11 protein-coding genes are annotated in these 14,869 nt (G+C 42.6%); 9 read left to right on the top strand and 2 right to left on the bottom strand.

Annotation, left to right across the window (positions count from 1 at the left end):
* Nucleotides 1–166 precede the first annotated feature (166 nt).
* Nucleotides 167–700 carry a TetR/AcrR family transcriptional regulator gene (locus D9T12_RS09355; RefSeq protein WP_130537924.1) on the bottom strand — a complete coding sequence of 178 codons (534 nt, stop codon included), beginning with the start codon at nt 698–700 and terminating at the stop codon, nt 167–169.
* An 87-nt stretch (nt 701–787) separates the two neighbouring features.
* On the opposite strand from D9T12_RS09355, the gene D9T12_RS09350 reads away from it, so the two are divergent.
* From D9T12_RS09350 to D9T12_RS09310, 9 genes are all read left to right on the top strand, one after another.
* Nucleotides 788–2,305 (top strand): MFS transporter, encoded by a 1,518-nt coding sequence (locus D9T12_RS09350; protein WP_165395084.1) that lies wholly within the window; start codon nt 788–790, stop codon nt 2,303–2,305.
* A gap of 760 nt (nt 2,306–3,065) precedes the next feature.
* On the top strand, nt 3,066–3,575 hold the full coding sequence (tadA, locus tag D9T12_RS09345; RefSeq protein WP_130537923.1) for a tRNA adenosine(34) deaminase TadA: 510 nt from the start codon (nt 3,066–3,068) through the stop codon (nt 3,573–3,575).
* 186 nt (nt 3,576–3,761) lie between these two features.
* Nucleotides 3,762–4,337: a chemoreceptor glutamine deamidase CheD gene (gene cheD / locus D9T12_RS09340; protein ID WP_130537922.1), complete on the top strand. Its 576-nt coding sequence runs from the start codon at nt 3,762–3,764 to the stop codon at nt 4,335–4,337.
* Nucleotides 4,338–4,348: 11 nt separating this feature from the next.
* Nucleotides 4,349–6,478, top strand: a complete 2,130-nt coding sequence (locus D9T12_RS09335) for a chemotaxis protein CheA (RefSeq protein WP_130537921.1) — start codon at nt 4,349–4,351, stop codon at nt 6,476–6,478.
* Nucleotides 6,479–6,496: 18 nt separating this feature from the next.
* Nucleotides 6,497–7,084, top strand: coding sequence for a hypothetical protein (locus tag D9T12_RS09330; RefSeq protein ID WP_130537920.1), 588 nt, complete (start codon nt 6,497–6,499; stop codon nt 7,082–7,084).
* 283 nt (nt 7,085–7,367) lie between these two features.
* Entirely contained in the window at nt 7,368–9,257 is a 1,890-nt protein-coding gene (htpG, locus tag D9T12_RS09325) for a molecular chaperone HtpG (RefSeq protein ID WP_130537919.1), read from the top strand.
* A 216-nt stretch (nt 9,258–9,473) separates the two neighbouring features.
* The gene (gene clpB, locus D9T12_RS09320) at nt 9,474–12,050 is read left to right on the top strand and encodes an ATP-dependent chaperone ClpB (RefSeq protein WP_130537918.1); all 2,577 of its coding nucleotides are present in this window, start codon (nt 9,474–9,476) and stop codon (nt 12,048–12,050) included.
* Nucleotides 12,051–12,242: 192 nt separating this feature from the next.
* Entirely contained in the window at nt 12,243–12,521 is a 279-nt protein-coding gene (locus D9T12_RS09315) for a ComEA family DNA-binding protein (protein WP_240693168.1), read from the top strand.
* 46 nt (nt 12,522–12,567) lie between these two features.
* Nucleotides 12,568–13,470, top strand: a complete 903-nt coding sequence (locus D9T12_RS09310; protein WP_240693167.1) for a DNA ligase — start codon at nt 12,568–12,570, stop codon at nt 13,468–13,470.
* Nucleotides 13,471–13,564: 94 nt separating this feature from the next.
* Here the strand turns inward: D9T12_RS09310 and D9T12_RS09305 are convergent, their stop codons facing one another.
* On the bottom strand, nt 13,565–14,749 hold the full coding sequence (locus D9T12_RS09305; protein ID WP_130537917.1) for a pyridoxal phosphate-dependent aminotransferase: 1,185 nt from the start codon (nt 14,747–14,749) through the stop codon (nt 13,565–13,567).
* Nucleotides 14,750–14,869 lie beyond the last annotated feature (120 nt).

Here is a 14,869-nt window from a genome sequence, read left to right as displayed (position 1 = left end):
TCGTAGGCTTGGATATAAGATTATCAGTGGTCGTGTCACGGCCAGGCGACTTGCGAACCTTAGAGAGCAGTTTGCCAGTACTCGACTGATGACTGATATGAGCCATTCTTGACCATCGTTCGGTGAGCATCTTTTATCGACAAATCATCCCGCATAGTACGGCAGGTCATGCCAAGCGTGTCAGTACTGCCTCAACATCGTCCAGAAAGCTAGTCCAGTCTCCATCTTCGTCAATACCATTAATGCGCAAAAGGAACAGTCCTTCGACAGCCAAGAAGGCCACTCGTGCCGTTTGAGCGTTCGACGATGCACCAGCTAGACGTTCAAAAATCCCCCGATACCAGTCGCGTGTTTCTTGTAAATGTTCTGGATTTTCCAGATAGCTGACCATTAGGCCTGCAATTTTCGCGTCCATTGCTTGTTGTGAGGCTCTCGTTGCCGCGATATAGCTTCGGATAAAGTCGATCGGATCATGTATCGCTGCGTCGTCCAGCATCGCGTCGAACTGGCTTGTCCAGCGATCAATCAGGCTGCGCACCAGATTGTCCCTGCTGGCGAATGAATACTGCACGCCGCCCTTGGAAATTCCCGCCGCCTTTGCCAAAGCGCCAATAGTCAGTGCGGACCCACCTTGCTCACGCACCAACTCTTCGGCCACGTCGAGCAGTCCGTCTCGAGAGATGGTTGGTTTTCTACCCATTGTCTTTTCCTTTTAACACCACTATTATCTTATTTAAATACGATTGTATTTATATTTTAAAGAACACTCAAAATTATAGGTGAACTTGTGCTTAACAGCTTCCCGAATTCTAGGCGCTGGCTGATTCTGCTGGCAGTGATGTTGGCATTCCTGCCGGTCGTTCTTGACATGACCATCCTGTATGTCGCTGTCCCGAAGTTAACCCAGGAGCTTAGCGCGTCCAACAACGAAGTGTTATGGATCATCGACATATATCCGCTGTTGATGGCAGGTTTACTCGTGCCTATGGGTACGTTAGCCGATAAAGTTGGCAATCGACGCATCTTGCTGATCGGCTTGGTGATCTTCGGGGTTGCTTCAGTTGCAACGGCCTTTTCGCCTACTGCTCAGATACTGATTGGCGCGCGCATTATGCTGGCGTTGGGGGGAGCAATGATTATGCCGTGTGTGCTGGGTATTATCCGCCGTACCTTCGAGGACGATAAGGAGCGAGGGCTTGCGCTCGGGTTGTGGGGGACTGTGGGGGCTGCCGGTGCGGCGGTTGGCCCTCTGATAGGTGGTGCGCTGTTGGAGAAATTCTGGTGGGGCTCGGTGTTTCTAATCAACGTACCTTTGATGCTCATCGTAGCCCCGGCCTGCTGGATACTGTTACCTCGTCAGGAGCAGATCTCGCCAGGTCATTGGCCGATTGGTCAGGCCTTGTTGCTAGTAATGGGCATGATTGCGGTGGTATATGCACTCAAGACGGGGGTTGCCGGAAAACAACCCCTTGTACTGGTGTTGCTGACGTTAGCCTTTGGATTGTCAGTGTTGGTGCTGTTTGCTCGAAAGCAGTTACGCTCAGCTACGCCCATGTTGGACCTGTCCTTATTGGCACACCCTGCTATCGTCGCCGGTATCATCATGGCGGTGGTTACTAGCGGCGCATTGGCTGGGGTTGAGCTGACTCTGGCGCAGGAACTGCAATATGTCCTAGACAAAACGCCGCTTCAGGCTGGGATATTCCTGATCCCTATCATGGCTGCGGCGGCAGTGGGTGGTCCGGTTGCGGGTTGGTTATCTGCTCATTATGGGCTGCGGCCAGTGGCTAGTCTGTCGATGGTAATCGCAGCGCTGTCGTTGGGGTGGCTTGCCGTGCAGGATTTCCACTCTCCGGGGCTGATTGTGCCGGTATTGCTGGCACTGCTTGGTTTAGCTCTCAGCATTGGTCTGACTGCATCATCCATCGCTATTATGGGCTCGGTCGATGCGAGTAAGGGTGGAGCTGCGGGGTCGCTAGAAGCGACAGGATACGAATTGGGCACAGGTCTCGGCATTACTCTCTTCGGTGTGTTTATGTCGGTTATTTTTGGGCGTAACCTCACGACACCTGTTGGATTGCCTCCTAATCTTGCAGATCAGGCTACCGTTTCGATGGGCGATACGTATTTGGTCGCGCGGCAGCTTTCCGGTGATCAGGCTGCCGCATTGGTTACTGCGGGTAAGGCTGCTTTTTCGACTACACATTCAGTGCTGCTTCTGACGGCTGCTGCATTGATTGGTGGGCTGGCCGTTCTGGTGTTTTTCCTGTTGGCAGGAGTGGGTAAAGGTACTGCTCGACATTAGCGCATGTAGAGATCTTGACTGGCTTGCTAAGTTCGGACAAACTCTATATCCACAAGGAGGGCTCAATACTCGAAGCCGCCTCGGCCTCTCCCAAATATCACCAACCTACTTGACCTGACGACAAATTGTGACGCAGTGAAACGAGCTTGTGAAAGTGAGGGCATTACTGGCAGTATTGCCTAACACAAGCAATTCTTGGGGATGTACCCAATTAGGTACATCCTCCTTTGGAAATAGATATAGCAACCCGTAATTTACTGGATCGCATGGATCTGCCGTTTGCAGAACTTGTTACCTTTGCAAGACAACCAGTCCGCAAGGATCTAGATGAGCTCGGTGGTGTAGGTTCACTGTCATCGATGTTTCGGCTATTGGGGGGGGATTTAACTTTGAGGTAGTAAAAGTCGAGCACCTAGCTAGATCAATTGGAAAGCCAGCATTAAGTGATTTAAGATTAATGCTATCGGTTTTTTTGCTGATGTATGGAAAAAGACGGTACATAGTAAAAAATAAATAATGTTTTAAGTTTTTTTGAGCATTGATTCGCAATCGAATGTGAGTGGTTTCTTTGTTGCAGTTCGCTCATTTAAAATGTGTAAACCTCTCTTACTTCGCCTTGAACTCAACTCATTTTAGATTTGAAATCTTTTTCTGTTTGCCGTAAGAAGATATGTTTAGTAAAAATTGCCACTTATTTTAATTTTTGAAGGCTTTCTAGAAGTGATTTAGAAAGCTTTTTTATTATCTGGAAAAAAAGATTATGAAATGTCCTGAAGATTTGTCTCAACAGGAGCAAGACGAGTTTTGGATGAAACATGCTTTATCTCTTGCGAATAAAGCTGAACAGATAGGAGAAGTACCTGTTGGTGCAGTGATTGTTCTGAATGGTGAATTAATTGCTGAGGGATTTAATCAAGTAATAAGTACTAGTGATCCAACTGCACATGCTGAAGTGGTGGCCTTAAGAAAGGCTGGAGAGGTTTTGGATAATTACCGTCTAGTTGATACGACTCTATATGTAACATTAGAACCTTGCCCAATGTGTGCTGGAGCTTTGGTACATGCAAGAGTCGAAAGAGTTGTTTATGGTGCTAGCGATCTTCGAACAGGTGCTGGAGGTTCAGTTTTTCAGTTATTAAAAGCTGAAGAACTTAATCATCAATGTGAGTTGTCAACAAATGTACTTTTTGAAGAGTGCTCTCTAACTTTAAAACGATTTTTTAAACAGAGAAGACTTGAGCAAAAACAAACTAAGATCAATTCGACGTAAAAATCCCAACCCTGAACTTGTCACACCTTGCATTAAGTGCGAATATACTTCAACTAGAAAAAATTATTTAAAGGCTCTGTTACAAATAGCTTTTAAACCTTCACTGTCAAAATTGGTATATATTTCAATATTTTCGAGTAAGCGTTTTTGCCAGTGAATACTTTGAAATAAAAAATTGAGAACTCTATGCAAGTTAGTATCGACCCTGCGGAAGGTATACAAACGATCAAAATTTTGCCGGGCGAGTTTTATGTCACTTCTGAAAACGAACGGATTGAAACCGTCTTAGGATCATGCATCGCCGCCTGTATTCGTGATCCAATAGCTGGAATTGGTGGGATGAATCATTTTATGTTACCGATTAACAAGGGATCAGCGGCAAATTCTGAACTTTCAGACGCTAACCGGTATGGCAACTTCGCAATGGAAAACTTAGTGAATGCTTTGTTAACCAAAGGTGCAAAACGTGAGCGCTTAGAATTCAAATTATTTGGTGGAGGGCGTATCATGAGCTCCATGACAAATATTGGTTGGTACAATATTGGCTTTGCATTTGACTACATTTTTACCGAAGGGTTTAAAGTTGTCTCACAAGATATCGGGGATGTTTATCCCCGTAAAGTTTTGTACTATCCAACCACCGGCCGGGCTCGGGTTCGTAGATTGAACCCAATGCATAACCAAGCACTTGCGGCTGAAGAAAATAATTATATACACAATATTGAATCGAAGCCTGTTGAGGGCGATGTTGAATTATTCTGAGGAATACTTTTATGGACATGATGGAAACATTTCGCCAAACCTATCTCGAAGAGAGTTTTGAAGGGCTAGATACGATGGAGAGCGGCCTGCTAAATTTGCCGCCCGGTATTCCTGATAATGAAAAAATCAATGAGATTTTCCGTGCGGCTCACTCTATTAAAGGAGGAAGTGGTACCTTTGGTTTTTCAGAAATAGCGGGGTTTACTCACGTTCTTGAAACGCTTCTAGATGAAATGCGAGATGGTAGTCGTGAAGTGACTCAGGAGTCAGTTGATGCAATGCTGGCAGCAGTTGATGTTCTTCGAGATATGTTAACAAAGTTACAAGATCATGAAGAAATAGATCATGAACGGGCAAGTGAAGTACAAAGTTGGCTTGAGAAAATTTTGTCTGGTGGTGAGGTGCCGTCTCATGAAAATGCTGAAGAAGTCCCTGTTGAAGAAAAAAATGAAGAAACAGAGGTTGTCACTGATTCTATTTGGACAATTGAGTTACGACCTGAAAAAGAGCTTTTGCAAACAGGTAATGAGCCGCTTCGTATTTTGCGAGAGCTTGAATCCCTAGGAGAGATTGACGTTCAACCAGACTTATCTGCCATTCCTGCTGCAACAGAGTTTAATCCGGAACAACTTTACATCAACTGGACAATAAAACTCAAAGGGGCCGATATCAAAGAAGAGGATGTCCGAGAAGTTTTTGAATGGATTGATGGTGATGGTGCTGAAATTATTATTACACCGCCATCGGTGATTGAGGCTGCATCGACATCCGAAGCAACTATTGTCGAAGAAGTTGTCGCCGTTGAAGAAGTGCCTGAGCCAACAGAGGTTCCTAAAGCAGAAACTCCAACCGCTACAACTAAACCAGTGGCTAGACCAGCAGCTGGTTCGAAGGCGAAAGCAGCAGCGGATAAAGCGCCAAAACAAGAAGGGTCAATCCGTGTTGACTTGAGCAAAATCGATCAGCTTGTAAATTTAGTTGGGGAATTGGTTATTACTCAATCAATGCTCAGTCAGTTCGGTGAGCAGGCTGAGCAAGCAGCTGAAGGTCAAAATTCGTCAATGGAATGGGTGGATAAACTTAAAGAAGGTTTAACTCACCTAGAACGCCATACTCGTGAACTTCAAGAAAGTGTCATGAATATTCGAATGCTACCTGTTAGTTTTGCTTTTAATCGAATGCCTCGAATTGTGCATGATGTTAGCCAAAAACTTGGTAAAAAAATTGACTTAGTCATGGAAGGTGAAGGAACTGAACTTGATAAAACCATGTTGGAGCAGTTAACGGATCCATTGGTGCACATTGTTCGAAACTCGATTGATCATGGGGTGGAAATGCCGGATGTTCGTGCCTCCAAAGGTAAACCTGAAACAGGAACTGTTAGAATGGCGGCTTTCCACCAAGGTGGCAATATTCTGATTCAGATTACCGATGATGGTGCGGGTATCAATCATGAGGTAATTGAACGTAAAGCGATTGAAAAGGGCGTGATTGAAGAAGATCACAACTTATCTCAACAAGATATTATTGATTTGATTTTCCATCCTGGATTCTCGACAGCAGAAGTTGTTAGTGATATTTCTGGTCGAGGTGTCGGGATGGATGTTGTGCGCCGAAATATCCGCTCGCTTGGTGGTTCGGTTGACGTGAAAACAACCTTGGGTGAAGGGAGCGTCTTCACTATTCGCTTGCCACTCACTCTAGCTATTCTGGATGGTCAGCTCTGTTCTGTTGGTTCACAAACCTATGTATTCCCTCTGGTTTCCATTATTGAATCAATTCAGGTTGATAAAGCGCTCATTAAAGGAATCGCTGGTGAAACAGAGCTTTATAAGCTGCGAGATTCGTATATTCCAGTTATTCGCCTCCATAAGAAAATGGGTGTTAACGATGCGCAAGAGGATTTGGAAAAAGGTTTATTGGTCGTTGTGGAGGATGCAGGACATAGAGCAGGCATCTTTGTCGATGATTTGCTTGGCCAACAACAAGTGGTGATTAAAAGTTTAGAAAGTAATTTCATGAAAATTGGTGGAATTGCAGGAGCAACTATTCTAGGAGATGGTACGGTTTCGCTAATTTTAGATATTACTGAAACGGTTAGCTCGAATAAAAACGGTGGATCGCATCTCAGCGCTGCTTAATACAGATTGGAAAAAATAATGTCAGAAAATGATTACCAATATTCTCTTGGCTCGAAAGAGATTCAAGAGACTATTATGATTTTGAATTTATCGGTGGCTCAGATTGATTTATCAATTACTGAGGGTGATAATTCAGTGAATACACTGATTGATTCTTTTACTTATATGTCTCAGCACATTGAAAAAATTCAGGCAACGAGCTCAAACTTGATTGAGGCTGCTGGTGTCGATTCTGATGCGAAGACTTTAGAACATCATAATAACTTGTTAACTGAGACAGGCGACTTATCCAACAAAATGCAACAAGCGATTATTGCTTTCCAGTTTTATGACAAGTTAAGTCAGCGTTTATCGCATGTATCTCATGGACTTTCAGGTCTGGCAGAAATTGTTTCTCATGAAATGCGAGTGAAAAGCTCGGAAGAATGGGAAGCTTTCAAGGCGAGTGTTCGAAAAGGGACGACCATGCGAGAAGAGGAGGAGTTATTTGATTTGATTTTCGACCAGAAAATTCCTGCTGAAGAAGCAATAGATATTATGAAAGAGCGCATGCGTGAACGTATGCATAAAGAAGAGGAAGAGGAAGAGGAAATTGAATTCTTTTAAATCTTTTGGTAAATGACCTTTTAAAAGCGAGCTTAATGCTCGCTTTTTTGTTTTTTAGCCTGTGATTCGCATCCTAGATTCCGTTTAGTGATGGTGAATCTCTAACGAATCTTCTTAATTTTGGACAAATTTTACCGGCCGGTCTTGAAAAATAATGCTTTGACCTTATCAAACAAGCACATTAATTGGCAGTTTTGCCAAGTCTTTGTTGAGTAACTACAAAGTCTATTTGAATTAAACAGAACCTTACTTTTCATCACAGAAAAATACTGGAGAAAAAAGAATGAGTGCTACCGAAACCCATGAGTTTCAAACTGAAGTCAATCAGCTTCTAAAATTAATGATTCACGCGCTTTACTCAAATAAAGAGATTTTTTTGCGCGAATTGATTTCCAATGCATCGGATGCGTTAGATAAATTACGTTTTGCAGCGGTATCGGACGACAGCTTGAATGAAGGCGATGAAAAATTAGCCATTACTATTGGTTTTGATAAAGAAGCTCGTACCGTTACTATCTCTGATAATGGAATCGGGATGACACGCGATGAAGTGATTGCTAATATCGGAACCATCGCCAATTCAGGGACAAAGAAATTCTTAGAGAGTATGACTGGCGACCAAGCGAAAGACTCAAACTTAATTGGTCAATTTGGGGTTGGATTCTATTCTTCTTTCATTGTCGCTGACGAAGTTACTTTGGAAACTCGTAAAGCAGGAACTTCTGAAGGGACTCGCTGGACATCGAAGGGTGAAGGAGAATATACCCTTGAAGAGGTTTCTAAAGACGATAAGGGAACGAGTATCACGCTTCACCTGAAAGAAGACATGGATGAGTTCCTAGACCGTTTCCGTCTGAAAAATATTATTACGACATACTCGGATCACATCAACTTCCCTATCCAGATGAAAAAAACTGAATGGGATGAGGAAGCCAAAGAAGATAAAGAGCTGGATGAATTGGAGCAAGTCAATAAGGCCACTGCAATCTGGACTCAACCTAAATCAGAATTATCTGACGAAGATTACAAAAACTTCTACCAAACTATTTCACATGATTTCCAAGAGCCAGCCGCCCACATACATAATAAAGTGGAAGGTACATTGGAATACACGTCATTGTTGTATCTTCCTAAGAAAGCCCCGTTTGATTTATATGACCGCGATCGTCGCTATGGTTTAAAGCTTTATGTGAAGCGTGTATTTATCATGGATGATGCTGAACATCTAATGCCAACTTATCTACGTTTTGTTCGTGGTGTTATTGATTCAGCGGATTTACCACTAAACGTATCGCGTGAAATCCTGCAGAGTAATAAAGTGGTGGATAAAATCCGTGCCGCTTCGGTTAAGCGTGTATTGGATCATCTTGGAAAAATGGCAAAAGCAGATGATTCAGATGAGTATCACAACTTTTGGGATGAGTTTGGTCAGGTCCTAAAAGAAGGTTTGGTCGAAGACTTTGCTAATAAAGACAAAATCGCTAAATTGTTGCGTTTCTCTACGACACATGACGACAAAGTCGAGCAACGTATTGCTCTACAAGACTATGTTGATCGTATGAGTGAAGATCAAGAAGCCATATACTACATTGTTGCGGATACGCATGCCGCTGCAAAAGGTTCACCGCATCTAGAAATGTTCCGTAAAAAAGGCATTGAAGTTCTATTATTATCTGACCGCATCGATGAATGGTTGGTATCTCATTTGAACGAGTTTGAGGGTAAGCAGCTAAAATCGATTACTTCAGCAGATTTGAAAGAGTTTGATGAAGAAGCGGAAAAAGAGCTTTCTGAAGAAGACAAAAAGCAACGTGAAGCTTTAACAGAAAAAGTAAAAAAGGCGTTAGGTGAAGAGCTTGTTCAAGATGTCAAAGTTACACACCGTTTAACTGATTCTCCTGCCTGTGTGGTGAATGCAGAAGGTGAAATGTCTGCCCATATGATTCGCATGATGGAGCAAATGGGTCAAGAGGTTCCAAAGCAAAAGCCGGTTTTGGAATTAAACCCTGACCATGCTTTAGTCAAAAAGCTTGAAGCCATGGATAACGATGATACAGTTAAGGAGTGGTCGCTGTTCCTATTAGAGCAGGCACAGCTTGCAGAAGGTCATCAGTTAGAAGAGCCGGCAGCTTTCATTAAACGAATGAATAGCTTGCTAGCAAATGTTGCTTAATCAGCTTTAAGAAACATTTCACTTCTAGAGCTGATTTATCAGCTCGATTGTTAAAGGCTCGAAAAAATCATTTTCGAGCCTTTTTTATTATTCAAGCACTCTATGTCGTTATTTAAAATTCAATTAGGTTTTTTGTTAACTTTTTTTTCTAATCCCTTGAAATTTAAAAAAGACTCCTTATTTATTAAGTAGATAAAATTTTTTGGAGTCTTGCATATGATTGATAAATTTACTTCGCAATTTCAGTCGGTTTTAGGTGCGGCACAGTCTTTGGCTGCTGGTAGTTCTCATGCCTATATTGAACCGATTCATATTCTTTCGAGCATTATTCCAGAGCAGCAATCGTTATTACAGTTAGCGCAAGTGAACATTGCACAATTGAATCAATGTGTGACGGAAAAAATCAAAGCCATGCCGCAAGTCAGCAATATGCAAGGTAATGTGCAGTTGTCGCGCAATGCCTCTGGGATTTTGCAAGCGATGGAGAAAATTTCGCTGAAAAACCAAGATGCTTATATTGCCAGTGAATTGTTTTTTACTGCTTTACTAGATAGTTCTGATGCAGGAAAAGACTGTTTAACCAAAGCGGGAGCTGATAAAACCAAATTAGAGCAAGCGATACAACAGGTACGAGGGGGTGAGCGCGTGCAGGATCAAAATGCAGAACAAAACCGACAAGCGTTGGAGAAATATACGCTGGATTTAACTGAGCGAGCACGTTCCGGTAAGCTCGATCCCGTAATTGGCCGTGATGACGAAATTCGTCGTGCCGTACAAGTTTTACAACGTCGCACGAAAAATAATCCGGTATTAATCGGTGAGCCGGGGGTCGGTAAAACAGCTATTGTCGAAGGTTTGGCGCAACGCATTGTTAATGGCGAAGTGCCAGAAGGGCTAAAAAATAAAAAATTACTAAGCTTGGATTTGGCAGGGCTGTTGGCTGGTGCAAAATACCGTGGTGAGTTTGAAGAGCGTTTAAAAGCACTTTTAAAAGACTTGGAAAAACAAGCGGGTCAAGTGATTTTGTTTATCGACGAAATTCATACGATGGTCGGGGCCGGTAAAACTGAAGGTTCGATGGATGCGGGTAATATGTTAAAACCAGCACTGGCACGAGGTGAATTGCATTGTATCGGAGCGACTACTCTTAATGAATATCGTGAAAACATCGAAAAAGATGCCGCACTGGAACGACGATTTCAAAAGGTATTAGTGGATGAGCCGACAGAGGAAGATACTATTGCTATTTTGCGTGGTCTTAAAGAGCGTTACGAAGTGCATCACGGAGTCGATATTACCGACCCTGCGATTATTGCTGCCGCGAAATTGTCGCAACGTTACATTACTGACCGTCAATTGCCGGATAAAGCGATTGATTTGATTGATGAAGCAGCCTCTCGAATTCGCATGGAAATTGACTCGAAACCGGAAGTCATGGATAAGCTTGATCGTCGTCTGATTCAATTGAAAATTGAACAAGTGGCTTTGAAAAAAGAGAAAGATAAAGCGTCAAAACAACGTTTGTCGGACTTGAATGATGAAATTAAAAAGCTTGAAAAAGAGTATGGTGATTTAGAAGAAATTTGGAAGCGTGATAAGGCAGCTTTGCAGGGCGCGCAACAATATAAAGAGCAATTAGATGCGGCTCGAACCGAACTTGAAAAAGCACAGCGCGAAGGCAATTTGGCGAAAATGTCTGAAATCCAGTACGGCAAGATTCCTGAGCTTGAACGAAAAATTCAAGAGGTTGAACAGGCGGAAGCAGCTGCTGAGCAAGAGGAGAGTGGTAACCATCTTTTAAAAAACAAAGTTACTGATGCAGAAATTGCTGAAGTCGTCGCACGTTGGACAGGCATTCCAATGGCAAAAATGTTGGAAGGCGAGCGTGATAAATTACTGAAAATGGAATCCGTTCTTGAAAAACAGGTTGTCGGCCAGAGTGAAGCGGTTACTGCCGTTTCAAATGCGATTCGTCGTTCGCGTGCAGGATTATCTGATCCAAATCGTCCGAATGGTTCGTTTTTATTTTTGGGGCCAACAGGCGTTGGGAAAACGGAATTAACCAAAGCGCTTGCGGATTTCTTGTTCGATACTACCGATGCCATTGTGCGTATTGATATGTCCGAGTTTATGGAAAAACATTCGGTATCGCGTTTGGTCGGTGCGCCTCCGGGTTATGTGGGTTATGAACAGGGTGGTTATCTGACCGAAGCGGTACGACGTAAACCGTATTCGGTGATTTTGCTCGATGAGGTCGAAAAAGCGCATCCTGATGTATTTAATATCTTGTTGCAAGTGTTGGATGATGGTCGTTTGACCGATGGTCAAGGTCGCACGGTGGACTTTAAAAACACTGTCATTGTGATGACCTCGAATCTTGGGTCGCAAGTGATTCAGGAAAAAGCAGGTACGGCCAGCTATGACGAGATGAAAAAAGATGTGATGGAGATTGTTGGCGGTTATTTCCGTCCAGAGTTTATTAACCGAATTGACGATACGGTGGTATTCCATCCATTAGGTCGTGATCAAATTCGCTCGATCACTGCAATTCAATTGCAATACCTTGAAAAACGCTTGGCACAATCGGAGATTAGCTTTGAGATTTCCGATGCTGCATTGGATGTGTTGGGTGAAGCTGGTTTTGACCCGGTGTATGGTGCGCGTCCATTGAAGCGTGTCATTCAACAGCGTTTGGAAAACCCATTGGCGCAACGGATTTTGAAAGGGGAGTTTGCACCAGGTTCGGCTGTTAAGGTTGATTACCAGGATAATCAGTTGGTTTTTAACGCTTAAAAAGCTTGCTTTAAACATTAAACCGCACTTCTAGTTTTTAGAAGTGGGGTTTTTTATTGCCTAAAGTATTTGAATTATTGTTCTGAAATAACTAATAAGCCCTTTTAATTGTTTTTATACGTTATTTTTCTTAAATTTACAGAGTGCATTTAAATGTGTACTTTGTGTTTACTTAATAAATGGAATAGTTATATGAAAATGGTTAAAAATTTATTGGTTTCAGTTATTTTAAGTTCAATGCTTGGTTTTTCTTCACTTGCGACGGCTGCACAAGTCAATGTGAATAAAGCCAGTGCGGAGGAAATCTCTGATAATTTAAGCGGAATTGGTATGGTTAAGGCACAGCGAATTGTGGAATATTGCCAAGAAAATAGTTGTGTAAAACCTGAAGATTTAATGAATGTGAAAGGGGTAGGGGTAAAAACGATTGAAAAGAATCGTGACAATCTAAAATTTTCGGAAAGTATGTAAATCAGTGATGCAAGATTATCTTAAAGCAAAATTAATAGGCGTAGAGATGCGGCGCAGTTTTTGTATAAACCCAGCAGTTTTGCTGGGTTTTGTGTTTTTAGCTTTGATGATTTGTTACCGGCCGGTATTGGCTGTGCAGGTTTTTGATTTATCTAATTTTGAACAGTCTGAAAATCAAGACTATGCTGGCTGGCTAATAAGCGAAAAATTGGATGGTGTACGTGCGATTTGGGATGGTAAGCAGCTATTATCAAAACGAGGTAATCCAATAGCGGCTCCGGAATGGTTTACAGAAAAATTACCCCCGTTTGCAGTGGATGGGGAGCTTTGGACCAAGCGGCAAGACTTCGAAAATATTGCCTCCATTGTTCTGAGAGACAAACCCGATAAACGCTGGCGAACGATTTCTTACCAGATTTTTGAAGTGCCAAATCAAAAGGGGACTTTGTTTAAAAGATTAAATATTTTGAGGCGATGGCTTGAAAGGTCGCCTGCTGAGTTTGTTCGGGTAATTGAGCAGATTCCAGTTCAGTCAAATGAACATTTACAAGCGTATTTTCAAGTGATAACTGCAAAAGGTGGCGAAGGAATTGTGGTTCGAAAGGAGAATTCTGAGTATCTGACCGGCCGGTTAAATACTGCGCTCAAATTAAAACCCGTAAATGATGCAGAATGTAAGGTGGTTGGTTATACAGAAGGTAAGGGAAAATTTAGCGGAATGGTGGGATCGCTACACTGTGAGTTACTGCCAGATCAAGTGCAAAGATTGTTCCCAAAATTAGCCAAGATTAACCGGCCGGTTGAAATTAAATTAGGCTCAGGGTTGAGTAATGCACAAAGGTTAACGCCACCTAAAATTGGTCAGATTGTGACATTTGAGTATAACGGTTTAACGGCAAAGGGCTTGCCACGATTCGCGAGGTTTAAATGGGTGAGGAAGGAATTTTAGTGAGAAAAATAGAAACTATTGTTTCAGGGAATGAGGTTGATGGAATTAGCTGAAAAACTAATTCCAATACCATTACTTGACAAGTTCAGAGGTGTTATTCATTGTCCATAAACGCTCGGATACGTTTAAATGACTCTTGTAATACTTCCATACTGGTCGCAAAGGAAATTCGCATATGACCTTCTGCACCGAAACCTGAACCTGGAACAGCCGCTACCAACTTTTCTTCCAATAAAGCTGTGGCAAATTCTGCATCGGTCGCAAATCCTTTGATTTTCATCGCTTCTTCAATATTAAAGAAAGCGTAGAAAGCGCCATCTGCACGAATGCATTTAAAGCCAGGGATATGATTAGCCGTTTCAACTACGTATTCATGGCGTTTCTTAAATTCGACAAGCATGGTTTGAATGCATTCTTGAGAACCATTCAAGGCTTCAGTGGCTGCTGCCTGTGAAATCGAGCAAGGGTTTGATGTGCTTTGTGACTGCACTTTTCGCATTGCAGCAATAATCTCTGCTGGTGCAGCCGCATAGCCAATACGCCACCCTGTCATAGAGTAAGCTTTAGAAACTCCGTTCATTACAATTGTGCGTTCATACAGTTCAGGCGCGACTTCGAGGATATTTGTGAAAGGTACATTGCCAAGTTGAATGTGTTCATACATATCATCGCTGGCAATTAAAATATTCGGATGTTTTGCTAAAATTTCTGCTAAAGCTTTTAGCTCATCTGCGGTGTAGACTGCACCAGTTGGATTTGAAGGGCTGTTTAACACCAACATTTTTGTTTTAGGTGTAATGGCGGCTTCGAGTTGTTCTGGCGTGATTTTAAATCCTTGTTCAATGCTTGCCTCAACAATGACAGGCGTTCCGTCACCTAATAAAACCATATCAGGATAAGAAACCCAGTAAGGGGCAGGGATAATGACTTCATCGCCTTTATCTAACACTGCTTGGCAAAGATTGTAAAAGCTCTGTTTTCCACCAGAAGACACTAAAATTTGGGAATGGTCATAGTTCAAACTATTATCACGTTTGAATTTATCGATAATGGCTTGTTTCAACTCAAAAGTACCATCTACAGCGGTGTAGCGCGTTTGGCCGTTAGTAATCGCTGCGATACCTGCTGCTTTAATGTGATCTGGCGTATCAAAGTCAGGCTCACCAGCACCAAGGCTAATAATGTCTTTACCTTGGCGTTTTAGCTCTCCGGCTTTGGCAGTGATGACTAGGGTTAAGGATGGTTTTACTCGTTGAACACGCTCGGATAGGCTGGCCATTTGAATGTCATTCTCCACGAAATTTTTGAGCTGTATAATGGGGCGCATTAACATAGGCGCTCAAATCGCCAAGCGATACAACAAGAAAACAAAATTTGGATTAATGAATTCAAGACTAAA

Origin of the sequence: Thiomicrorhabdus indica, from assembly GCF_004293625.1 — a bacterium.
Taxonomy (GTDB): Bacteria; Pseudomonadota; Gammaproteobacteria; order Thiomicrospirales; family Thiomicrospiraceae; genus Thiomicrorhabdus; species Thiomicrorhabdus indica.
Note: the sequence above shows the minus strand (reverse complement) of the source record. Positions and strands in the feature narration are given on the sequence as shown.

Excerpts from the sequence above, each read along its gene's own strand:
- D9T12_RS09355 (WP_130537924.1), bottom strand. The coding sequence starts at position 700 with ATGGGTAGAAAACCAACCATCTCTCGAGACGGACTGCTCGACGTGGCC.
- tadA (WP_130537923.1), top strand. The coding sequence starts at position 3,066 with ATGAAATGTCCTGAAGATTTGTCTCAACAGGAGCAAGACGAGTTTTGG.
- cheD (WP_130537922.1), top strand. The coding sequence starts at position 3,762 with ATGCAAGTTAGTATCGACCCTGCGGAAGGTATACAAACGATCAAAATT.
- D9T12_RS09335 (WP_130537921.1), top strand. The coding sequence starts at position 4,349 with ATGGACATGATGGAAACATTTCGCCAAACCTATCTCGAAGAGAGTTTT.
- D9T12_RS09330 (WP_130537920.1), top strand. The coding sequence starts at position 6,497 with ATGTCAGAAAATGATTACCAATATTCTCTTGGCTCGAAAGAGATTCAA.
- htpG (WP_130537919.1), top strand. The coding sequence starts at position 7,368 with ATGAGTGCTACCGAAACCCATGAGTTTCAAACTGAAGTCAATCAGCTT.
- clpB (WP_130537918.1), top strand. The coding sequence starts at position 9,474 with ATGATTGATAAATTTACTTCGCAATTTCAGTCGGTTTTAGGTGCGGCA.
- D9T12_RS09315 (WP_240693168.1), top strand. The coding sequence starts at position 12,243 with ATGAAAATGGTTAAAAATTTATTGGTTTCAGTTATTTTAAGTTCAATG.
- D9T12_RS09310 (WP_240693167.1), top strand. The coding sequence starts at position 12,568 with ATGCGGCGCAGTTTTTGTATAAACCCAGCAGTTTTGCTGGGTTTTGTG.
- D9T12_RS09305 (WP_130537917.1), bottom strand. The coding sequence starts at position 14,749 with ATGGCCAGCCTATCCGAGCGTGTTCAACGAGTAAAACCATCCTTAACC.